21 protein-coding genes are annotated in these 20,545 nt (G+C 71.0%); 15 read left to right on the top strand and 6 right to left on the bottom strand.

Annotation, left to right across the window (positions count from 1 at the left end):
* The first annotated feature begins 150 nt into the window (after positions 1 to 150).
* The 4 genes from WFJ01_RS11685 to WFJ01_RS11670 all read left to right on the top strand — a co-directional run bounded on the left by WFJ01_RS11685 (position 151) and on the right by WFJ01_RS11670 (position 3,191).
* Complete coding sequence (locus WFJ01_RS11685; protein ID WP_336629101.1) at positions 151 to 609, top strand: nucleotidyltransferase domain-containing protein; 459 nt, start codon at positions 151 to 153, stop codon at positions 607 to 609.
* On the top strand, positions 606 to 950 hold the full coding sequence (locus tag WFJ01_RS11680) for a HepT-like ribonuclease domain-containing protein (RefSeq protein WP_295034284.1): 345 nt from the start codon (positions 606 to 608) through the stop codon (positions 948 to 950). Before WFJ01_RS11685 ends, WFJ01_RS11680 begins: the two co-directional genes overlap by 4 nt.
* A 284-nt stretch (positions 951 to 1,234) precedes the next feature.
* Positions 1,235 to 2,140: a hypothetical protein gene (locus tag WFJ01_RS11675; RefSeq protein WP_336629100.1), complete on the top strand. Its 906-nt coding sequence runs from the start codon at positions 1,235 to 1,237 to the stop codon at positions 2,138 to 2,140.
* Positions 2,141 to 2,228: 88 nt separating this feature from the next.
* A complete protein-coding gene (locus tag WFJ01_RS11670; RefSeq protein WP_336629099.1) occupies positions 2,229 to 3,191 on the top strand; it encodes a DMT family transporter in 963 nt (320 codons plus the stop codon).
* Here WFJ01_RS11670 and WFJ01_RS11665 read toward each other — a convergent pair.
* Both WFJ01_RS11665 and WFJ01_RS11660 read right to left on the bottom strand, forming a co-directional pair.
* Positions 3,188 to 4,495 (bottom strand): acyltransferase family protein, encoded by a 1,308-nt coding sequence (locus WFJ01_RS11665; protein WP_336629098.1) that lies wholly within the window; start codon positions 4,493 to 4,495, stop codon positions 3,188 to 3,190. The two genes, WFJ01_RS11670 and WFJ01_RS11665, sit on opposite strands and share 4 nt — an antisense overlap.
* Positions 4,496 to 4,567: 72 nt before the next feature.
* A complete protein-coding gene (locus WFJ01_RS11660; protein WP_336629097.1) occupies positions 4,568 to 5,518 on the bottom strand; it encodes an NAD-dependent epimerase/dehydratase family protein in 951 nt (316 codons plus the stop codon).
* Between the two features lie 68 nt (positions 5,519 to 5,586).
* Between WFJ01_RS11660 and WFJ01_RS11655 the strand changes: the two genes are divergently transcribed.
* From WFJ01_RS11655 to WFJ01_RS11645, 3 genes are all read left to right on the top strand, one after another.
* On the top strand, positions 5,587 to 6,198 hold the full coding sequence (locus WFJ01_RS11655; protein ID WP_336629096.1) for a TetR/AcrR family transcriptional regulator: 612 nt from the start codon (positions 5,587 to 5,589) through the stop codon (positions 6,196 to 6,198).
* A gap of 42 nt (positions 6,199 to 6,240) precedes the next feature.
* On the top strand, positions 6,241 to 6,924 hold the full coding sequence (locus tag WFJ01_RS11650; RefSeq protein WP_336629095.1) for a type 1 glutamine amidotransferase domain-containing protein: 684 nt from the start codon (positions 6,241 to 6,243) through the stop codon (positions 6,922 to 6,924).
* Positions 6,925 to 7,041: 117 nt separating this feature from the next.
* Positions 7,042 to 7,404 (top strand): DUF4190 domain-containing protein, encoded by a 363-nt coding sequence (locus WFJ01_RS11645; RefSeq protein WP_251444107.1) that lies wholly within the window; start codon positions 7,042 to 7,044, stop codon positions 7,402 to 7,404.
* 10 nt (positions 7,405 to 7,414) lie between these two features.
* Here WFJ01_RS11645 and WFJ01_RS11640 read toward each other — a convergent pair whose 3' ends face one another.
* Positions 7,415 to 8,086, bottom strand: coding sequence for a response regulator transcription factor (locus tag WFJ01_RS11640; RefSeq protein WP_336629094.1), 672 nt, complete (start codon positions 8,084 to 8,086; stop codon positions 7,415 to 7,417).
* Positions 8,083 to 9,333, bottom strand: a complete 1,251-nt coding sequence (locus tag WFJ01_RS11635) for a histidine kinase (protein WP_336629093.1) — start codon at positions 9,331 to 9,333, stop codon at positions 8,083 to 8,085. The genes WFJ01_RS11640 and WFJ01_RS11635 overlap by 4 nt, the downstream gene beginning before the upstream one ends.
* 671 nt (positions 9,334 to 10,004) lie before the next feature.
* Between WFJ01_RS11635 and WFJ01_RS11630 the strand changes: the two genes are divergently transcribed.
* The 7 genes from WFJ01_RS11630 to WFJ01_RS11600 are packed head-to-tail and all read left to right on the top strand — an operon-like array spanning position 10,005 to position 16,548.
* The gene (locus WFJ01_RS11630) at positions 10,005 to 10,970 is read left to right on the top strand and encodes an AAA family ATPase (RefSeq protein ID WP_251444364.1); all 966 of its coding nucleotides are present in this window, start codon (positions 10,005 to 10,007) and stop codon (positions 10,968 to 10,970) included.
* A 31-nt stretch (positions 10,971 to 11,001) separates the two neighbouring features.
* The gene (locus tag WFJ01_RS11625) at positions 11,002 to 11,958 is read left to right on the top strand and encodes a DUF58 domain-containing protein (RefSeq protein ID WP_336629092.1); all 957 of its coding nucleotides are present in this window, start codon (positions 11,002 to 11,004) and stop codon (positions 11,956 to 11,958) included.
* On the top strand, positions 11,942 to 12,433 hold the full coding sequence (locus WFJ01_RS11620; RefSeq protein ID WP_295034294.1) for a hypothetical protein: 492 nt from the start codon (positions 11,942 to 11,944) through the stop codon (positions 12,431 to 12,433). Before WFJ01_RS11625 ends, WFJ01_RS11620 begins: the two co-directional genes overlap by 17 nt.
* Complete coding sequence (locus WFJ01_RS11615) at positions 12,424 to 13,410, top strand: VWA domain-containing protein (protein WP_295034293.1); 987 nt, start codon at positions 12,424 to 12,426, stop codon at positions 13,408 to 13,410. The genes WFJ01_RS11620 and WFJ01_RS11615 overlap by 10 nt, the downstream gene beginning before the upstream one ends.
* The gene (locus WFJ01_RS11610) at positions 13,407 to 14,516 is read left to right on the top strand and encodes a vWA domain-containing protein (RefSeq protein WP_336629091.1); all 1,110 of its coding nucleotides are present in this window, start codon (positions 13,407 to 13,409) and stop codon (positions 14,514 to 14,516) included. Before WFJ01_RS11615 ends, WFJ01_RS11610 begins: the two co-directional genes overlap by 4 nt.
* Positions 14,513 to 15,385, top strand: a complete 873-nt coding sequence (locus WFJ01_RS11605) for a hypothetical protein (protein ID WP_336629090.1) — start codon at positions 14,513 to 14,515, stop codon at positions 15,383 to 15,385. Before WFJ01_RS11610 ends, WFJ01_RS11605 begins: the two co-directional genes overlap by 4 nt.
* On the top strand, positions 15,379 to 16,548 hold the full coding sequence (locus WFJ01_RS11600) for a hypothetical protein (RefSeq protein ID WP_336629089.1): 1,170 nt from the start codon (positions 15,379 to 15,381) through the stop codon (positions 16,546 to 16,548). Before WFJ01_RS11605 ends, WFJ01_RS11600 begins: the two co-directional genes overlap by 7 nt.
* A 39-nt stretch (positions 16,549 to 16,587) precedes the next feature.
* On the opposite strand, the gene WFJ01_RS11595 is transcribed toward WFJ01_RS11600, so the two are convergent.
* Both WFJ01_RS11595 and WFJ01_RS11590 read right to left on the bottom strand, forming a co-directional pair.
* Positions 16,588 to 17,073 carry a hypothetical protein gene (locus tag WFJ01_RS11595; protein ID WP_336629088.1) on the bottom strand — a complete coding sequence of 162 codons (486 nt, stop codon included), beginning with the start codon at positions 17,071 to 17,073 and terminating at the stop codon, positions 16,588 to 16,590.
* A 728-nt stretch (positions 17,074 to 17,801) separates the two neighbouring features.
* Entirely contained in the window at positions 17,802 to 19,025 is a 1,224-nt protein-coding gene (locus WFJ01_RS11590; protein WP_336629087.1) for an RHS repeat-associated core domain-containing protein, read from the bottom strand.
* Positions 19,026 to 19,234: 209 nt separating this feature from the next.
* Between WFJ01_RS11590 and WFJ01_RS11585 the strand changes: the two genes are divergently transcribed.
* Positions 19,235 to 19,987: a Pr6Pr family membrane protein gene (locus WFJ01_RS11585; RefSeq protein WP_336629086.1), complete on the top strand. Its 753-nt coding sequence runs from the start codon at positions 19,235 to 19,237 to the stop codon at positions 19,985 to 19,987.
* The last annotated feature ends 558 nt before the right edge of the window (positions 19,988 to 20,545 follow it).

Here is a 20,545-nt window from a genome sequence, read left to right as displayed (position 1 = left end):
TTTTCGCCGGGATTGCACCGGCGGATGAGCTGGCCCGATCGGGCGGGGCCAGTCTATCGGAGGGGGTCCGGGCCGCGTTGCGCGGCGGATCCGCTGTTGATCCGAACGCCTCGGAGTCCAATACTTGTACAGGGAGATGTACAAGGAGGAATGATGGATGTCAGCTCGGTGGCCGACGCCCGCATCGGCCTCTCGCGTGCCCTGGCGGCCTTCCGCGACGACCCCGACGCCGATCCCGTGGTGATCGGCGCGCACCGGCGTCCGGAGGCGGTGCTGCTTTCCTACGAGCGCTTCCTGCATCTGGATCCGCAATCGCGCAGCATCGACCTCGCAGAGCTGCGGCGGTACGGATCCGTGCTCGAGCGGTTGGCCCGCGTCGCGCATCTTCGAGAGGTGCGCGTGTTCGGTTCGATCGCGCGCGGCGAGCAACGGGCGGGGAGCGATGTCGACCTGCTCGTCACCCCCGACGCCGACGCCACCCTGTTCGACATCGCGCAGTTCGAGCTCGATGCGGAGACGGTGCTCGGCGTGCCCGTCACCGCGCTGCCGAGCACCTCGGTCGACGCGACGCGCGACGCCCGGATCCTCGCCGAGGCCGTTCCGCTGTGAACGACGACGAGCGGATCGGCCGCTGGCTCGAAGACCTGGCGCTGATCCTCGACCGGGCCGCGGCCCTCGCCGAACGCGGGGAGGAGGACTTCCATGCGGATCCGGCGTTGCCGTTGGCGTTCGAAGCGCTGTCGAACCGCGTGGGCGATCTCGCGAAGCGGCTGATCCACGCCGATCCGGAGCGTTTCCGGCGATCGGAGTGGCGGGCGGCGGCGCGGCATCGGGACTTCGTCGTGCACCACTATGACCGCCTCGACGAGGCACTGCTGTGGCAGACCGTCACCCGAGGGTTCCCCGAGCTCGCCGCGATGGTCGATCAGGAGCGCCGCGACGCTCGCTGAAGCGCCGCCTCTTACGCACCAGCCCGCCCGCCGCGTCGGCCGCACCTCCCTCGCCGAGGCGTACACCGGATGACCGCGGGGCAACGCCTGACGCTGAGTGCTCGCCCTCGCTTCGGCATCCCGCTGCGAACCCCGTCGATTCGGCCTGTTCGTCGGCGAACCCGCTCAAAGCGCGCGGGTCCGACCGAGTTCGCGACGGGGGAACATCGACGGCGGCCGGCCGATAGGGTGAGATCCGCAGCGACGCGCCGTGTCGATCGGGAGCAGCGCTGCCGGAGACACCGATGACAGAGCCGACGGACCAGCCGCCCGCGGGCCCACGGGCCGCGCCCGCCGCAGCCACGCGGCGCGAAGCGCGCCTGCATCGCGAGGAGCAGACGGCGCAGCCGTCGGCGGGGCCTCTGCTCGCCGCACCGCTGACGGTTCCCCCGGCGAAGCCCGGCTCCCCGTTTCCGGTGCCCCTGCCTCTTCCCTCCGCCGCCCCGATCGAGCCCGCCGCGACCGCGCCCCCTCGGCGGCGGACGGCGCTGTGGATCTCCGGAGCGGCGGCGCTGCTCTGCCTCGCCCTCGGAGCGACCGGGCTCTCGTTCCTGCGCACCCCGGACGGCCCCGCGGCGATCGGTCCGGACATCTCCGCCCCGGCCGCCCCGAACCCCCTCGTCGAGCGCGGTCTCGAGAACGGGGGCCCTCCGGCGCCCGCCGTGACATCCGCCCCGGCGATGCCCCCCGCGACGAGCGCCCCGCCCGTCCCCGCCGTGGCGTCGCCGGCGCCCGGAACGCCCTCCGCCGACGAGGGCCCCGTAGCGTCCCCGACGCAGGCCCCGCCCGCCCCGGCTCCCGTCCCCGCGGTGCCGTCGCCGGACCCGGCGCCGCCCGCGCCGACGCCTGCGCCACCGGCCCCCGCGCCGCTCGCCTTCACCGGGATCGTCGCGAATCAGACCGTGAACCTGCTCGGGATCAGGATCCTCAGCAGCTACACGCTGATGCTCTCGGGCCAGCCCGGCTCGACCGCGGCGGTCACGTACGGCGGCGCGGCGGCGGGATCCGTCACCTTCGACGCGGCCGGTCGTGCGTCGATCACCGTCGGCGCCGGGGCGATCGACCTCGGGATCGGGAATCCGATCATCACGGCCGTCTACACGGACGGCACCCCGGGCGCACCGATCCAGGCGCGACGCGACGCGATCTGACGGCGCCGCCGGCGCATGGCGGGATGTCGGCGGGCGATGGCTGTCGCCGGTCTCGACCGATGTCGGCGGCCCCTGCGACGATCGGAGGATGGCGGAGACCACGGCAGGACCGAAGCGCGAACCGGCGGACGGCGCGGGCGCCCTCGTCCCCCCGCCGCGCCGCAACGGGGCCCTCGTCCTGACGGCGGCCGTGGTCACGGTCGTCCTGTGGGCCTCGGCGTTCATCGGGATCCGCGGCGCCGGCCCGCATTTCGACCCGGGCGCGCTCGCGCTGCTGCGCATGGCGGTCGGGACCGTGGCGCTCACCGTCATCGCGCTGCGCCGCGGGATCCGCCTGCCGCCGCGGCGGCACTGGCTGCTGGTGGCCGTCTGGGGCGTCGGCTGGTTCTGCGTCTACAACCTCGCACTCAACGCCGCCGAGCACACCCTCGACGCCGGCACCGCGGCGATGGTCGTCAACCTGGCACCGCTCATGGTGGTCGTCTTCAGCGGGTTGTTCCTGCGCGAGGGCTTCCCGAAGCCACTGCTGATCGGGGCGCCGATCGCCTTCGGCGGAGTCGTGCTCATCGGCCTGAACTCCTCGACCAAGAGCGGAGCCCTCGACATCGCCGGTCTTCTGCTCGCCCTGCTCGCCGCAGTCATGTACGCCGGCTGCACGCTGCTGCAGAAGCATCTGCTGAGCCAGGGCTCCGACGCGACCACGCTCACCTGGCTCGGTGCGGCGGCCGGCACCGTGGCGCTGCTGCCCTGGAGCGGCAGCCTCGTCGGGGCGCTGCAGACCGCGCCCCTCGACGCGACCCTGTGGGTGGTGTACCTCGGCATCTTCCCGACCGCGATCGCGTTCACGACCTGGGCGTACGTGCTGCAGCGCAGCACGGCCGGGCAGACCTCCGCCACCACTTATGTGGTGCCCGCGATCGCGATCATGCTGTCGTGGCTGATCCTCGGCGAGGTGCCGACGCCGCTCATGTTCGTCGGCGGCGCGCTCTGCCTGCTCGGCGTGCTCGTGACGCGCCTGCGCCGGCGCCCGCCCGCTCAGGCGCGGCCCTAGGCGAGACGCCCGGCACGGCCCCCGGCCAGTCGCAGAGCCCCGAGCACGAGCACCGCGCCCACGACCCATGCCGAGGGAGAGGATCCGCCGACGAGGATCGTCACCACCCCCGCGACTCCGGTCAGCGTCGCCCCGGTCGCCCGCATCCGGCCCGCGCGGGCCGCGGCGGACTCGCGGGCGGCCTCGCGCCTGCCGGTCACCGCGACGACGAGCGCGACGGCCACCAGCACCGCGGCGAACCAGAGCGGTCGGCTCGCCCACCAGGCGGCGGTGAGCGGTGCCGGCAGGCCGACGTGCGCGAGCAGCAGGATCCCGGCCAGGGCGATCACGACGAGCATGTGCCAGGAGTAGATCGTCATCGCCCGGCCGTTCACCCACGAGACCACGGCGGCCGCGCGCGGACCCGCGACCGCCGCCCGCAGTCGCGGACGCAGCGCGAGGAACACCGCGGTCTGCGCGACGCCCACGACCACGAGGATCGCCATCGGCGGGTTCAGCGCCGCGATGAGATCGGCGGGCGCCGCGCCGGTGAGGATGAGCACGGCGGCGGCGCCGGCGGCGACCCCGGTGACCGCGAGCAGCGCTCCCCGCCGCAGGCGGTCGAGGGATCCGTCGGCGACCGCGAACCCGAGCTGCTGCAGCAGCAGCCACACGAACACCATGTTCAGCAGGCCGATCGCGGTGACGCCCGTCGCACCGCGCACGATGTCGACGGCGACGACCCCCGCGGCGAGCGCGGCGAAGGTCAGCGCGCGGTGGCGCTCGTGCAGTCGCACCATCACGGGCACCAGCGCCGAGCAGCCGAGATACACGCCCAGGAACCAGAACGGCTGGCCGATCCGGAATCCCGCCGTGGCCACGACGTCCGCCGGCACCCCGGCGACGACGAGCGCCGCGAGCAGCACGGCGGCAGCGATGATCGCGCCCACCGCGGGGATCAGCAGCCGGCGCACACGCCCGGCCACGTAGTCGCCGGCGGTCGCGCCCTTCGCCCGCTGCCGCGTCCACTGCGTGTACGAGGCGAAGCCGCCCAGCACGAAGAACAGCGGCATGATCTGCAGGATCCAGGTGAGCGGGGCGAATCCGTCCCAGCCCTCCATCGCGTTGCGCAGGATCGGGGATCCGTCGGCGGCGACGCTCACTCCGGCCATGAGGGCGTGCAGGAGCACGACGACGCCCAGCAGCAGGGCGCGCACGGCATCCACCGCGGTGTCGCGTGCGGGGCGGGCTCCGGCAGGGGTGACCGGAGCGGACGGCGCGGGCGCGACCGCGGCGACGGGGAGAACGGGGGTGAGGAGTGCCATTCCCCTACGGTCGCGGGCAGGTCTGCGCCTTCGCGTCCCGCTGCGGAGCCGGATCCACCCCCTACCGGAGTATCACGATGCTCGGTTCTCCCGGCGCGACGCCGCTTCCGCGTGGATCGTTCGCAGCCCTTCGGCATACGTCGTCACCGGGAACTCCGGGAAGCGGGCCAGGAACTTGCCGGAGTCGAAGAGATTGTCATGCCGATAGCGCGGCAGGAGCTCCTGCAGCTCGCGCACCTGCGGGCTCACCATGCCGCCGGTACGGAGCAGCCATTCCGGCACCACCGTGTACCCGGAGGAGCGGTCGAAGGCGGCCGCCGCGAGGTCGGCGAACTCTCGGTAGGCGGGTCGCTGCGGATCGACGGGCAGGTGCCAGGTCTGCCCGTACGCGTCGGGCGTGCGGCCCAGCAGGGCGAGCGCGCGGCTCGCATCCGGGGTCCAGATCAACGAGCGCCTGCGGTCGTCGCGCACCGGCACCAGCGGGCGCTTCCCCGCCGCGAGGCGATCGATCACCAGGGCGTTGGTCACGCTCTGCGTGCGACCCGGGCCGTAGAACTCCGGGGCGCGGGCGATCAGGACCGGGATGTCGCCGCGCTCCATCTCGTCGAGCACCATCCGGGCCATCGCGGCGCGGACGCGCCCCTTGGGACCGACCGGCTCGAAGGGCGTGTCCTCGGTCTGCACCCGGGCGTCCTGCGGATACATGTAGGTGTTGTCGAAGTAGGCGAACCGGGCTCCCGCGGCCTTCGCGGCGTCGAGCGCGTTGCGGAGCATCGTCGGGAACCGCGCCTCCCAGAGCGCCGTGTCGGCGGGCAGACCGGCCGTGAAGTAGACGGTCTCGCTCCCCGCCACGGCGGATCCGGTCTGCTCGGCGTCGAGGAGGTCGGCGCTGCGCGTGTCGTCCGCTTCGTTGACCTTTCGCGGGGTGCGGCTGACCAGCCGGAGCTCTCCGGCGCCCGCGCGGTCCAGTTCCCGCGCCAGCTCGATCGCGATCTGACCATTCGCCCCCAGGATCGTCTGCATCCCTGTCCCATCGCCTTCCGTGCGCTATGTTTGCACCGCACACATGATCGTAGAGAGGGAAGTGTTCAGTGTCAACTTCCGAGAAGTCCTACCACCACGGCGACCTGCGGGCGGCGCTCCTGACCGCGGCGATCGCGTCCCTGGAGGACGGCGAGCAGCTCTCGATGCGCGCCGTCGCCCGCCGGGCCGGAGTCTCTCAGACGGCGCCCTACCGGCACTTCGCCGATCGTGCGGCGCTGGACGCCGCGGTGGCCGTCGAGGGCTTCACCGACCTCACCGGCGATCTCTCCGACTGTCTCGCAGCTCTGGCCGACGACGCGACCGCGGTCGACGTGCTCAGCGCCCTCGGCGTCGCCTATGTCGGATTCGCACTTCGCCGCCCCGCCGTGTTCCGTCTCATGTTCGGCAACGAGTGCGACCCCGCCGACGGCGAACGCGTCCAGGCCGCCGAGCGACTGCACGCCCTGCTCGGCGGCGTCACCGAGCGCCTGTTCCCCGGCATCCCGTCTCCGGCGATCGCGACGGGCATGTGGAGCGCCGCGCACGGCCTCGCCTTCCTGCACCTGGACGGGAAGCTCCGCCCCGAGCCGTTCGACGAGGTCGCCGAGCGGGTCCGCGCGACCATCGGGGCGCTGCTCGCAGCGGGTTCTGCCGCGAGAGTCCCGGCGTCCGGATCCTGATCCGCCCACCACGCGAGAAGACAGCCTCCGAGGAGAAGAAGAATGACCGCCCGCATCCTGCACGTCGTCACGAACGTCGCACACTACGACGACCCGACCCACCCGACCGGGCTGTGGCTGTCCGAACTCGCCCACGCCTGGGAGGTGTTCGAGCAGCACGGCTTCGAGCAGACCCTCGTGAGTCCTGCCGGGGGGCGGGTGCCGCTGGAGCCCCGCTCGCTGAAGTTCCCCGCCTACGACAAGGTCGCGAAGGCCTGGCACGAGGACCCCGCCCGGATGGCGCTGCTCGAGGACACCCTCAGCCCGGAGCAGGTCGACGCGGAGGCCTTCGACGCGATCTTCTTCACCGGCGGGCACGCCGTGATGTACGACTTCCCCGGCAGCGAGGGCCTGCAGCGCATCACCCGCGAGCTGTGGGAGCAGGGCAAGATCGTCTCCTCGGTGTGCCACGGATACTGCGGGCTGCTCGATGTCCGCCTCAGTGACGGCAGCCTCCTCGTCGAGGGCAGGCACCTCACCGGCTTCGCCTGGCGGGAGGAGATCCTGGCGGGGGTCGACAAGCTCGTCCCCTACAACGCCGAGGAGGAGATGAAGAAGCGCGGAGCACTCTACGAGAAGGCGCGCCTCCCGTTCGTCGCGTACGCCGTCGCCGACGGGAAGCTCGTCACGGGCCAGAACCCCGGATCCGCCAAGGAGGCGGCGCGGAAGGTCGCCGCACTGCTCTGACCCGGTGTCGCAGGGCTCTGAACCGGTGTCGCAGGTTCGCGACGGCGGGCACGGGTTCCGCCCGGGTGCGCTAGGAAGGAGGGGCAGGAACACGCAACACGCAGACCAGGGGGAATCATGACCTATCCGCAGGACCCGCAGCCCGGACCGCCGCCGTATCCGATGGCGCAGAATCCGGCCGGAGGTCCGTCGTACTACCCGATGCCCGTCTATCTCGCGGCGCCCGAGCCCAAGGGCATGAGCATCGCGTCGATGGTCCTCGCCCTCGTCTCGATCGTGTTCGGGTTCACGTTCCTGGTGCCGATCGCGGCGCTGATCCTGGGGATCGCGGGTCTGCGCAGAGAGCCTGCGGGCCGGGGCATGGCCCTGACGGGCGTGATCATCTCGAGCCTGATCCTGCTGGTCTGGGCGATCATCGTCGTGTTCGTCCTCGTCGTCGGATTCTCGGCGCTCGGCATCGCTGTCTCCCAGACGAGCTGAGCCTGCGGCGTCACCCCGCGGGCGCCACCAGCCCCGCGTCATAGGCGAGGATCACCGCCTGCACCCGGTCGCGCAGCCCGAGCTTCGCGAAGACACGGCTGACGTGCGTCTTCACGGTCTGCTCGGCGAGGAACAGGTCGGTCGCGATCTCGCGGTTCGACAGCCCGCGGCCGACGAGCACGAGGATCTCGTGCTCGCGCTCCGTGAGGCCCTTCAGCCGCAGCTCGGCGCCGTTCGTCCGGGGTCGGCTCTCTGCGAACCGCTCCAGCAGCCGCCGGGTGATCCGCGGAGCGAGCAGCGCGTCCCCGGCCGCGACCACCCGCACGGCCTGCACGAGCTCCTCGGGCAGGGCGTCCTTGAGCAGGAACCCGCTGGCGCCGGCCTGCAGCGCCTCGTGCACGTACTCGTCGGCATCGAAGGTGGTCAGCACCAGCACGGCGGGCGCCGCACGGCCGTCTCGCTCCGCCGCAGCGAGGATCCGCCGGGTCGCCTCGATCCCGTCCAGGTTCGGCATCCGCACGTCCATGAGCACGACCTCGGGGCGCAGCCGCCGGGCCTCGTCGACCCCCTCGGCACCGTCGGACGCCTGCCCGATCACGTCGATCCCGTCCTGCGCCTGCAGGATCGCGGCGAACCCCGCCCGCAGCATCGCCTGATCGTCGACGATCAGCACCGTCGTCATGACCGCTCCTCCCTCGGGATCCGCACCTGCAGCACGAATCCGCCGTCGTCCTGGGCGATCGCGTGCACCGCGCCGCCCATCGTCGCCACCCGCTCGCGCATTCCGCGGAGTCCGTGCCCGCCCCCGTCCGCGCGTGGTTCGGCGGGCCCCGCCGGGGCCGTGTTGCGCACGCGGATCCCGAGCTCGGCCGGCGTCTGCGTCCACACCACCTCCGTGGCGGCGCCCGGGGCGTGCCGGGCGACGTTGCTCAACCCCTCCTGCACCACGCGGTACGCGGCGAGGCCCAGGATCGGATCCTGCTGCTCCCGCTCCGTGAGCTCCCACGTCCCGCGCTCGGACACCGGACCGAGGTCGCCGGCCCGCGCGATCAGCTCGGGGACGTCGGCGAGGCCCGGCTGGGGCGCGTGCTCGGCCTCCCCCTCCTCGTCGCGGAGGAGCCCGAGGATCACGCGCATCTCCTTCATCGCCGACCGCGCCGTCGCCGCGACCTCGTCGAACTCCGCGGCGGCGTCGGGCGGAAGATCGGGCATCCGGTAGCGCGCGCTCGCGGCGCGCACCTGGATCGCCGACATCCCGTGCGCGACGACGTCGTGCAGTTCGCGGGCGATCCGCGCCTTGTCCTCGACGGCCTCGCGGCGGGCCAGCTCGACGGCCGTCGCCGCACGCTCGGCCCGCAACTGCGCACGCAGCAGCGACCAATTGCGGATCCCGACGCCGACCAGGACGGCGCCGAGGGTGACGGCCGCGAAGACGACGAGGTCGGCGATCGTACGGCCGTCGTCCGCCTTCACGGGCGCGTCGACGGCGACCATGACGGCGGAGAGCACGCTGAACGCCCACCCGGCAGCGGGCAGCCACCAGCGCGCCCGGAGCGCGACGCCGATCCACACCAGCGTGTTCGCCACGATCGTGGACACGGCGATCGGCCACGGCTGATCGGGGGTCGCTGCGGCCAGCCCGGCGAGCGCGTTGCCCGCGATCAGAGCCAGCAGGGTCGCCCACACGGGCGCGAACAGCGCGAGCACGATGGCCGCGGCCTGCACGAGCGACAGGATGAGGGCCGCGGCGAGCGGAATCCGGTAGAGCGTGACGCCCAACGAGACGGCGACCGCCAGCTGAGCCAGCGCGCACGCGATCGCGAGGGCCCAGATCGCGAGGTTCGCACGCCCGGGCGCCACGCGCAGGGCCAGGATCCCGAACCGGCGGCGCGCCGGACGTCGACGATCCTGCCGATCCTCGACGGTCATGCCGCCCCCTCTCCGCGGTCGAATGCGGTCGGATCCACGCTACGACCTCACACCGCCCGGCACGTCACCCCGTGGTATCGGTCTCCGGGGGTACGGGAGGGGGCGGGCGGCAAAGCCGGGCGGGGAGCGCCGAATGCACGGGAACGCGCCCACCGCACGGCGTGTTCACGCGCGGATCCGGTGCACTCGGCAACAACCCGTGCGGTGGGCGATCGCACCGTTCGGGGCCCGGGCTGCACGGATGCGCCGCCCCCGGGGCATGGGGAGTCCTCCCCATGCCGCACAGGCGGCGGGCGCGGCCTCGGCGGTTACGCTGGCAGAGGTGCGCGTGGTCGACGCGCGACACGGACCAGGGGGAGCTGCACGTGAGCCAGAACAACGACGCGGGATCGTTCGCCGCGCAGACGCCGCCTCCGCCCGCGGCCACGGGCGCCCCGATCATCCCTCCGGCGCCGCCGATGCCGCCCGCACCGAGCACGCGTCGCGAGCAGGCCGCCGCGACGGCCGCGCCCTCCGCTCCCCCCGCAGCCCCGACGGCACCGGTGCCCGGAGCGGCGAGCGCCGCCCCCGCGTCCACCGCTCCGGCCGCACCCTCCGTCCCGCCGGCGTCCACCGCCCCGGCGACGCCCGACGTCCCGACCGAGCCGAAGCCCGCCCCGACCGAGGCCGAGATGGCCCGCGCCCGCGAGATCCTCGACATCGTGTCGAAGGCGTACTCCGCCCGCATGGTAGGCCAGGAGCGCCTCCGCACCAGCCTGCTGCTGGCGCTCATGGCCGGCGGCCACATCCTCCTCGAGTCCGTGCCGGGCCTGGCCAAGACCACGGCCGCGAGCACCCTCGCCGATACGGTCAAGGCCGACTTCAAGCGGATCCAGTGCACGCCCGACCTGCTGCCCAGCGACATCACCGGCACGCAGATCTACGACGCGGCGAACGGATCCTTCCGCACGGTGCTCGGTCCGGTGCACGCGAACTTCGTGCTGCTCGACGAGATCAACCGCTCCAGCGCCAAGACGCAGTCGGCGATGCTCGAGGCGATGCAGGAGCGGCAGACGACGATCGGCGGCGAGATCCACAGGGTTCCGCGCCCGTTCCTCGTGATCGCCACGCAGAACCCGATCGAGCAGGAGGGCACCTACGAGCTGCCCGAGGCGCAGATGGACCGCTTCCTGCTCAAGGAGATCGTCGAGTACCCGAGTCCCGCCGACGAGCTCGAGGTGCTCGCGCGCATCGACTCCGGTGCTCTGGATCCCGACCGGCATGCCGAGACGACCATCTCGCTCGCCGAGGTCGAGCAGCTGCAGGACATCGCGTCGCGGGTGTACGTGGATCCGGCCATCCGCAATTACATCGTCTCGCTCGTCTACGTCACCAGGAACCCGGTTCCGTACATCGGCGAGACCCTCGGCGGGTACATCAAGTACGGCGCGAGCCCGCGCGGATCCATCGCGTTCCTGCAGGCGTCGCGCGCTCTCGCCCTGCTCGCCGGGCGTTCGTACGTGATCCCCGAGGACGTCCGGAACCTGCGCCATCTGGTGCTGCGCCACCGCGTGCTGCTGACCTTCGAGGCCGAGGCGGAGAACGTGCGCAGCGAAGACGTCATCGACGCCGTGTTCGGCGCCGTGCCCACCCCCTGACCTTCGACAGGCTCAGGAACCGGAGGACACCATGGCCAGCCTGCTGACGCCGGTGAAGGGCAAGCTCTTCATCGACTCGACGCGCAAGTCGACGCACGCGCTCGACGGCGCCTACGCGTCACTGCTGCGCGGGCACAGCCTCGACTTCGACGACCTGCGCGCCTACGAATACGGCGACCAGATCCGCGACATCGACTGGAAGGCGACGGCGCGGCTCGGCTCCGCCGTCGTGCGCCGGTCGCTCGCCACCCGCATGCACACCGTGCTCTTCGTCGTCGACACCGGCCTCTCGATGGCCGCTCTCGCGCACGACGAGCGGCCGAAGAAGGATCTGGCGATCCTCACGGTCGGCGTGCTGGGGCTGCTCGCCCTGCGGCACGGCGACGACTTCTGCCTCGTGAACGGCGACGCCGACGGGGTGCGGCGGCGCGAGATCGGCCGCAGCGAGGCCGCGCTCGAGCACACGCTGCGCCAGATCGACCGCGCGGTCGGCGCCGCCTCCGTCCCGAGCGACCGCGACGCGCTGCTGTCGTACGTCGCGCGCACGATCTCCCGGCGCATGATCGTCGTCGTGGTCACCGACGACGCCCCGGTGTCCGACGAGACGGAGCGGCTGCTGCGGCGCCTGCGCGTGCAGCACGACGTGCTCTGGATCGCCCTGCACGACGCGGATCCGGTGCTCGCAGCGCGCCCGGCCGGTCCTTCGCGCGCCGCGTCCTCGCTCGACGCCCCCGCGGGCAGCGCGTCGCCGCGCCTCCCGCAGCGCGCACGTCGCGACGTCGCCTCGCACTGGGCGATCCCCGAGTTCCTGCAGGGCGACGCCGAGCTCGCCGCCGAACTGCAGGCGGCCGACGCCGCCGACGCCGCGCGCACGCGGGAGCTGCTGCGGCGTCTGGAGATCACGCACGTCGCCCTCGGCGCACAGGACGAGGCGGTCGCCGGTCTCCTCGCGATGCTGGATGCGAGGTCTCATGTCCGGCACCGATGAGCTGTACCCGCCGGCCCAGTACGGCGGGGGCTGGATCCTGCTCGCGATCGGCGTGCTCGTGCTGCTCGCCGGAGCCGCGTGGCTCGTGATCGTGCTGACCCGACCACGCCGCGCGGTCCCCGTGGCTGCCTCCCCGGGCCCGGTCCCGTTGCTCACCGCCGACGTCGCGACCGTGCTGCGCCAGGAATACCTCGGGGCGATCGCGCAGATCGAGGCCGACTACCGCGCGGGGGCCACCGACGCCCGTCGCGCCAACCTCGATCTCAGCCGCACGGTGCGCGGGTTCGTCAACGAGTACAGCGGCATCGAGGCGCCGGTGCTGGCGCTCGACGACCTGGTGCGCCTCGGCGTGCACCCCGCGCTCATCGACGCGATCGGACGCAATTACTATCCGAGCATCTTCCGGCGCACCGCCCCCATCGACCCGCTCGTCGGCGCCGAGGCTGCCCGCACGGTGGTGACGACGTGGTACTAGCGAACGCCTGGATCCTGCTCGCTGTCGCCGGCGCGCTGCTGCTCGCGATCGCACTCGGCGTGCTGCTCGGGCTGCGCGGGCGCGGCGGCGGATCTGCGGACCACGGCGCCCCGATCGCCCGGGCCGAGCGCATCCGCGCGCTGCCGGCGTTCCGTCGCGCGGTGCGGCGGCGCCAGGCGGCGCTCGCGGGGATCGTCGCCCTCGGCATGCTCGCGGTGGTGCTCGCCGGCGTGGTCGCGGCGCGACCGGTGGCGCAGAAGACGATCCAGCCGGTGTCGACCAACCGCGACATCATGCTGTGCCTGGACGTCTCCGGATCCATGACCGATGTCGACAAGGAGATCGTGTCGATCTTCGACAAGCTCGCCGACGGGTTCAAGGGCGAGCGCATCGGGCTGACGATCTTCAACAGCTCGGCCGTGCAGGTCTTCCCTCTCACCGACGACTACGCGTTCATCCGAGAGCGCCTGCGCAGCCTGATGAAGGGCTTCGACTACTCGACCGCCGTGCCGGAGCAGTGGGTCGGCACGATGAACGGCGTGGGCGCCTCGCTCATCGGCGACGGCCTCGCCTCCTGCGTGATGCGCTTCGACCACGCCGACCAGCAGCGCGCCCGCTCGATCATCCTCGCCACCGACAACGAGCTGAACGGATCCCCGATCGTCACGCTGCCGGAGGCGGCCGACTACGCGGCGTCGAAGAAGATCCGCGTCTACACGATCAATCCGGTCGACGGCATCGACCAGCAGGGCTCACAGGGCCTGGCCGACGCCGCCGCGGTGACGGGCGGCAAGGCCTACGCGCTGCGCGAGACCACGACCGTCGGCGACATCATCGCGCAGGTGCAGAAGCAGGAGGCATCCCAGCTGAAGGGACAGGCCACCGTCATCTGGACCGACGTGCCGCAGTTGTGGATCGCGGCGCTCACCATGCTCGCCCTCGGCTTCGTCGTGCTGCTGTGGAGGGTGCGCCTGTGATCCTCCAGCCCGTCATCGCACCGTTCCTGGTGATCCTCCTCGTGCTGCCCGTGCTGGGCGCCGCGGTGTGGATGCTCGTGCGCAGCGTCTCCTCCCGAGGCGCACAGCAGGGGGTCGTCGAGCGAGGACGCGCGGAGCGCGCCCGAGACGAGACGCGGTCGTCGGCGGGGGCCGGCGCGGGCCCGGTCCTGTGGATCCTCCGGATCCTGCTCGTGCTGGCCTGCGGCGTGCTGCTGCTGCGCCCGAGCGTGCCCGGAGGTCAGGTTCGCACCCTCGCGTCGGCCACGGATGTGGTGATCGCCGTCGACACCACCGCCAGCATGGTCGCCGAGGACTGGGACGGCGCGCAGGGATCCACCGCCTCGGCCGGTGACATCACCCGCCTGGCGGGCGTGCGGGAAGACGTGCGCCGCATCGCGGAGGCGTACCCCGGCGCCCGGTTCGCGCTCATCACGTTCGACGCGAATGCCGTGCTGCGCCTCCCTCTGACCACCGACACCGGCGCGCTGATCTCGGCGGTCGACGTGCTGCAGCCCGAGGTGACCCGGCAGTCGAAGGGCAGCTCGATCGGCATCGCGAACCAGCTGCTCGCGCAGACGTTGCAGAGCGCGCAGAAGGCGGCACCCGACCGCGCGCGGATGGTCTTCTACCTCGGCGACGGCGAGCAGACCGTCTCGACCTCGCCCGAGTCGTTCGCGACCTCGAAGAAGCTCGTCTCCGGCGGCGAGGTGCTCGGCTACGGCACGGCGAAGGGCGGTCCGATGCGGGAGACCACGGGCGCGCTCTCGGGCTCCGGCGACTACATCCAGTACCAGGGATCCGACGCGCTCAGCCGCATCGACGAGAAGAACCTGCAGCAGATCGCGGGCGAGCTCGGCGTGGGCTACGAGCATCGCACGGCCGAGAAGAAGGCGCAGCTGCCGCCTGCGCCGACCTCGACCACGGCGTACCGGGAGGACGACCCGCTCACCCAGCCGACCGACCTGAGCTGGATCGTCGCGCTCGTGATCGCCGCGCTGCTGTGCGCCGAGATCACCCGGGCAACGATGCTGATCCTGCGGATGCGCGGGCTCTCGGTGCGACCGAGGCAGGGAGGTGACGCATGAGCCACGTCCTCCCCGCCCCGGCCGAGTCTTCGAGCGAGCACCCCCACCCGGGGTCGTCGAGCGAGGACGCCGCACGCGACCGGGACGGAACGCCGCTCGGTCGGAGTCGCGATGTCCCGTCGCTGCTCCTCGCGGCGAACCGGCGTCGCCGTGCCGTGCGCCGCTGGATCGCCTGGTGCTCGCTCCCGCTGATCCTCGTCGCCGTGCTGTTCGTCGGAAAGCTGGTGAGCCTGTACGCCTTCGCCTATCAGTCGATCACCGCGTACGTCGCCGGCGACTACACCGGGTCGGTGAGCGCGGCGGAGAACCTGAACCCGGCGAACTGGTTCGAGCCCTACAAGGCGCCGTTCGACCAGGGCGTGGGGCTCGCGGAGTCGGGCAAGCTCGCGGCAGGGCAGAAGAAGTTCGAGGAGTCGCTGAAGCTCGCGCACGGACTCGAGGTGTGCGCGGTGCGGTTCAACCTGGCGCTGGTGCTCGAACGTGAGGGCGATGCGGCGGCCGACGATCAAGACCACGTCACCGCCCTGGAGTTCTACGCCCGGGCGCTGCAGGTGAACGCGGAGCGCCCGAAGGAGTGCGACAGCGAGCAGGCGCAGCAGCAGTCCCCGGATCCCCAGCGCGATATGAGTCAGTCGAACAAGGACCAGAAGGATCGGCTGCAGCAGAAGCAGCAGGACGAGCAGCAGAAGCAGCAGCAGGATCCGCAGCAGAACCCCGACCAGAAGCAGGACCCGCAGCAGCCGACGCCCGACCCGAGCAAGCTCGACGAACTGCAGAAGAAGCTGCAGCAGGGCGAGCAGGAGCGACAGCAGAACCAGCAGGGCGGCACCGACGACGGCGGCAGCAGCGGGACGGACAAGCCATGGTAGAGCGCAGCGATCCGCCCCGGTACGTGTCCGACTCGACCGGAGCCCCGCCGATGCCGCCTCCCGGCGGCTACCGCGGCGCGCGCCGCGCGCTGCTCGGTCCCGTGGTCGCGCCGGTCCCGGGGTCGGCGAACGGCACCGCAGGCCCGGCCCCCTTCCCGGGGTCGTTGAGCGAGGACGCCGCAGGCGACCGAGACGAAACGCGGCGCCCCGGCGAGCGCACCCCGTCGCAGAAGAAGCGGAGCCCCCTCGGCTGGATCGCCCTCGCGGCGTCGATCGTCTTCGTGATCACGTCCCTGATCCTGCTCGCGATCGGCGCGGCCGACGCCTTCCTCGGCGCGACCATGCTCGTGCTGCAGCTCGTGGTGCTGGGCCTCGCGGTCGCCGCGGTCGCGACCCGGGCGGGCCGTGCGCTCGGTGCGATCGCCCTGACCATCTCCCTCGTACTCAACGTCGGCACGATGGGGGCGCTCAGCGCCGTGCGGGTCGCCGCGACCGGATCCTACGACGGGCACAAGACCGAGAAGCAGAAGCTCTGGGAGGCGTACCCGGGCATCAAGGACAAGGATCCGAGCACGTTCCTGAACCAGCAGTCCCTGGAGGGCCTGCAGGCGCTGGCCGACGAGACGATGACCGACGTGCGCACGCAGCTGACGGCGAAGTACGGGCTGCAGTGGGTGAAGTCCGCCGACGCCCAGGAGCGCCCGGAGCGCAACGGCTACGGCGGCGAGTCGATGCTCGTGCGGTTCGCGTCGGACACCTGGGCGACGACGACCCCCGTCACCGGGTACGCCCACAAGCTCGAGGTGATGCGGACGATCGAGTCGATCATCGTGCAGCACGGCTGGCGCGGCATGGTCGCGTTCAACGACCCGGCCAGCGGTGTGGATCCGACGATGATCTCGAAGATGTACGGCGGCGCGACGCCTCAGACCCAGGTGGACTGGGAGTGGTTCAGCGACGACGAACCGGATCCGGGCTGGTTCTACGCCGACATCACCGACCTCGCGAACGATGTGACCGGTGAGTACCGCACCTCGCGCGAGCAGACGTCGCAGCGCACCGGAGAGCCGCTGGAGGGCCTGCAGCTCGCGATCGTCGGCCGCTACATGCTGAGCGAGAAGAAGGCCGCCGAGTTCCAGAAGGCGCTCACGAAGTACCCCTGAGCGATGGGATCCGCGGGCCGCGCTGTTGCACGGTCGAGGTCAGAGGATCCAGAGCGTGGTCGCGCCCGCGGCCCACGTCCAGCTCGCCGGCACCTTCAGGTGGAGCTCCTGGGCGAGTCGACGGAGTTCGATCGCCCTGGTGTCGACCACGGCCGGCACCGGTGCCGGCGCTTCCAGGGACGCGACGTCGATGCCCTCGGCCGCGGCGCCCGCCTCGACGGAGCCGTACCTGTCGATGAGCTGCGCCCGCTGTGCTTCCAGTTGCCGGAACGCCTCCGGCGGCACCTGCAGAGGCCGCGGTCCTGGAGCGTTCGGTGCCTCGAGCGACGTGCCGATCTCCGGGTAGGGCCACGGCGCGAGCGGATACGAATCCCCCTCCGGTACCTGCGGCTCGTCGGGTATGACCGGCTCAGAAGGAAGCGCAGGCAGGTCGCCGATGTCGATCGGCGGCGGCGTCTCGTCGGCGAACGCCGGACTCGCGACCGCCGCGCCAAGCACGACGGCGCCGCTCGCGACCACAGCCATGGCCACTCGTTGAACACGACGCATCGGCACCTCCATCACCCAGCGAATCCCAAGGATATGCCAAGGGTTCGCTCAGGATCCAGTTCCGGAGTCACACCACCCCTTCCGCTCCGAGCGTCTGCACTCGCGCCATATTCATCGGCCCGGCTGCCTACCTCTGCTGACCAGTCGCCTACGAATCCCCATTCCTATCACCCCAACGAGCGAGATCAGACGCTGCACGTTCGAGGATCCAGTCATAGTAGGCAGGCTCCGCGACGATGTCGGAGAGAACGCGTCGCGCGGCAGGCATATCCCAATCCATGACGGCCTCCGCCACAATGATCCGCACCACGGGCGAGGGGTCCTCGAGCAAGTCGTCCAATGCCGCTCGCCCTGACGCACTTGCCTTGAGTCTTTTCAGCCGGTCGGAGACTTGGGCCGAGGAACGAAATGCCGATGAATCGCCGCCGAAGGACAGCAGCCGATCGGCCACGTCACGCAGCTCTCGAACATCTTGCTCGTTTCTCACGTGCAACGGCACCAGCGGGCTATGACCGATCGATCGCCGTCTCGCCCTCACAAGTTCCTCAATGGCCTGGACCACTAATAACAAGATGGGGAGAACGACAAACGCCGAGATCTTCGCCGCTACCGTTGTCGGAGGTATAACCACCACTATGACAATGATGACCGCGCCGATCGCGAGCCTTCGAAAGAAGACCCGAAGAAAGTTGGCAGTCGGTCGGTCAGTATGCAATCGTTCTCCCCCCAGCGGCGCGCCTATTCGCGAGAGTTATGCTCTTTGTCACCCAAGTTGAGGAAATGGCCGAAGCCGCACCTCGCACTGTCTCCGCTGCGCCGAACCAAAATGCCGCATCGTCCGCTTTTGACGCGGCGTTATTGAACCCCTGCCACCCCGTCCTGGTGTTGAACTTCCTCGTCACCTTTCGGGCGGTCAAGGTGCGCGCCGTGGCAGCCGCCGATTTGGCAGCTCGCGCCGCCGCGCCCAATACCCCACCTGTCGCACCACTGAGAATGTCTACGACACCTTCCGGGCGCCCGGTACTCACCCGGTACACCCCCATCCCGACACTAACGGCGGCGCCCACAGCACCAACTATCGCGCACACTCCACAAACAAGTGCAAATAGCCCAACCACACCAGCAACAAGAAGGCCATTGTCAACAATGGACTCCCGAAGCGCCTGAAGGCCGGTAAGGTCGTTGGCGTTGACGGGGTCAGTTGGGTAATTGTAGGCATTATCGACGCCACCTTCGACCGAGTCGACCTGCAAGAACCGGCCAAGCGCGGGGACATAGAGTCTGGCACCCATCTCGATCACCAAGGTGGACCCAGCGGACTCGGCCGGCTTCAACGCGCTCTGATGCCATAGTGTGTCACCGGACACTTGCGCCGCGTCATCCGTCGCGGGCGTACCCAGTGCGAAGGTGGCAGGGTCAACGGGTTGGCCGAACGGATCCCACATCAGCATGGCGCCCGTCGTGGTGCCGGTGCGGGTGATGAGCCCGTGGCCGAGGAGATCGGGGAACGACCACGTGACCGTGGCCCCGACCGCCGTCCGGCTCAATCCGCCCGGCAGCGTCGCACTCGTTGCGACCGTGCTCCCGGCGATCTGGCCCCATGCCGCGTCTCCGGGACCGGCATACAGGTACTTCGTCGTTTTTGCTGGGTCCGCCCCCGCCGGGCCCACCGTGCGAGCGGCAATCCGTCCGGTCGCATCTCTCGCAATGCTGACGGTCGTGCCGTCAGCATACGTCGTACCGACGTGCTGGCTTGACGCGTCGTAGACAAAGGTCATGTCCGCGAGCTTGGTCGTGTTTCCATGCGGATCGTCCGGCGCATCGGGCCCCTCCGGCGAGACCACCGATCCCGCGACCGCCGTCGCCGAGGCAGACTCGGCGAACAACACCCCCACGACCAAAGCGAGAACAGCCACCACGAACAGCACCGCTAGACGAGCCCAGCGAACCACAGGCACTCCACGAATCCGGGCCGTCGGCATTGACGGCGCACCCAGCGAATCCTAAGGCTATACACACCTGACACCGATATTTGACCAATCGGACCTTTGAGGTCACTTTCCGCGGGACGCCGAGCGGAACCGGCCATCCCCCGTTGCGGCCCCGGCCGCCCGGGCCGCCCCGCTATCGTCAAGGAATGCAGACCCCCGCGCGCGATGGCGCCGTGTCCCGTCCCGCCCGATTCGCGATCGCCACGAAGCCGTGGGCGATCGTGCGGCTGGTCGGGGCAGCAGCGATCCTGGCCGCCGTGATCAACCAGCTCGTCGTGACGATGGGCAATGCGCTGCACGCGACGACGCCCTACGGATCCCACCTCCCGACGATCGTGGCGAACTTCCTCAGCTTCTTCACGATCGAGTCGAACATCTGGGCCGCGGTGATGCTCGTGATCGTGGCGGTGTGGAGCCTTCGCCCTTCGGGAGCATCGGGGACCCTCTCGGAAGAGCCGGAGCCGCGCGGGATCGCGATCCTGCTCGCGTGCGGGTCGACCTACATGATCGTCACCGGCATCGTCTACAACACCCTCCTGCGTGGCATCGAACTCCCGCAGGGTTCGACCGTGGAGTGGGCCAACGAGATGATGCACGTGGTGGGGCCGCTGCTGATGCTGGCCGACGTGCTCCTCGCGCCGCGTCGACGCCGCCTCGGCTGGGGCGTCGTCGCCATCACCGCGATCTTCCCGATCGTGTGGGCCGTGTACACGCTGGTGCGCGCGAACCTCATCATCAACCCCCGCACGGGCGCCCGCGGCTGGTACCCCTACCCCTTCCTCGACCCGGCGAACGTCGGCGGCTACGGCGGCGTCGCCGTCTACATCGCGGCGATCGCCGTCGTGATCATCGCCGTGGGCGCCGGTGTGGTCTGGGTCTCGCGCAAGCGCGGCAGCTGACCGCGCCGCGCGCCGATCCCCCACCGCGGGAGCGTGTGCCCTGGTCCTCGGCCTCGCCGGACACGCCATGGTCGAGACGTTCTCCGTGCTGACTCGACTCCCCGACTCGAGCAGACTGACGGCCGCGCATGCCGCACGATTGATCTCTCGGGAGTTTCCGGGCTCCGTCGCGCTTCCGCCGAGCATCGCCGTCGGCGCCGTGCCGCTCTTCGCCTAAGCGGGGATCGCCGGCGGCGCCGTCTACGACGAGACGGGCTGGTCGGCCTGGCCGCCAGGACGGAGGGGATCACCTTGCTCTCCTGCGATCGCCGAGCTCTGTCGACCTATGCCGCCCTCGGCGTCGACGTCCGCCTGATCTGACTCGGCTCCGCCAGCGACGCGGCCATGCCAGGTCTGCCGCCGATCCCTTCAGGTCGCGATTTCTCCCTCCAGGTCGCAGTTTCGGTTCTTCCCCAGCCACCGGAAGGACACTTATCGCGACCCGAGCGGATCCACCGCCCCCGCAGATCCCTTCAGGTCGCGATTCCTCCCTCCAGGTCGCAGTTTCGGCGCTTCCCC

The sequence above is a fragment of the Microbacterium sp. MMO-35 genome (assembly GCF_037147555.1).
In the GTDB taxonomy this organism is placed as follows: domain Bacteria; phylum Actinomycetota; class Actinomycetes; order Actinomycetales; family Microbacteriaceae; genus Microbacterium.
Note: the sequence above shows the minus strand (reverse complement) of the source record. Positions and strands in the feature narration are given on the sequence as shown.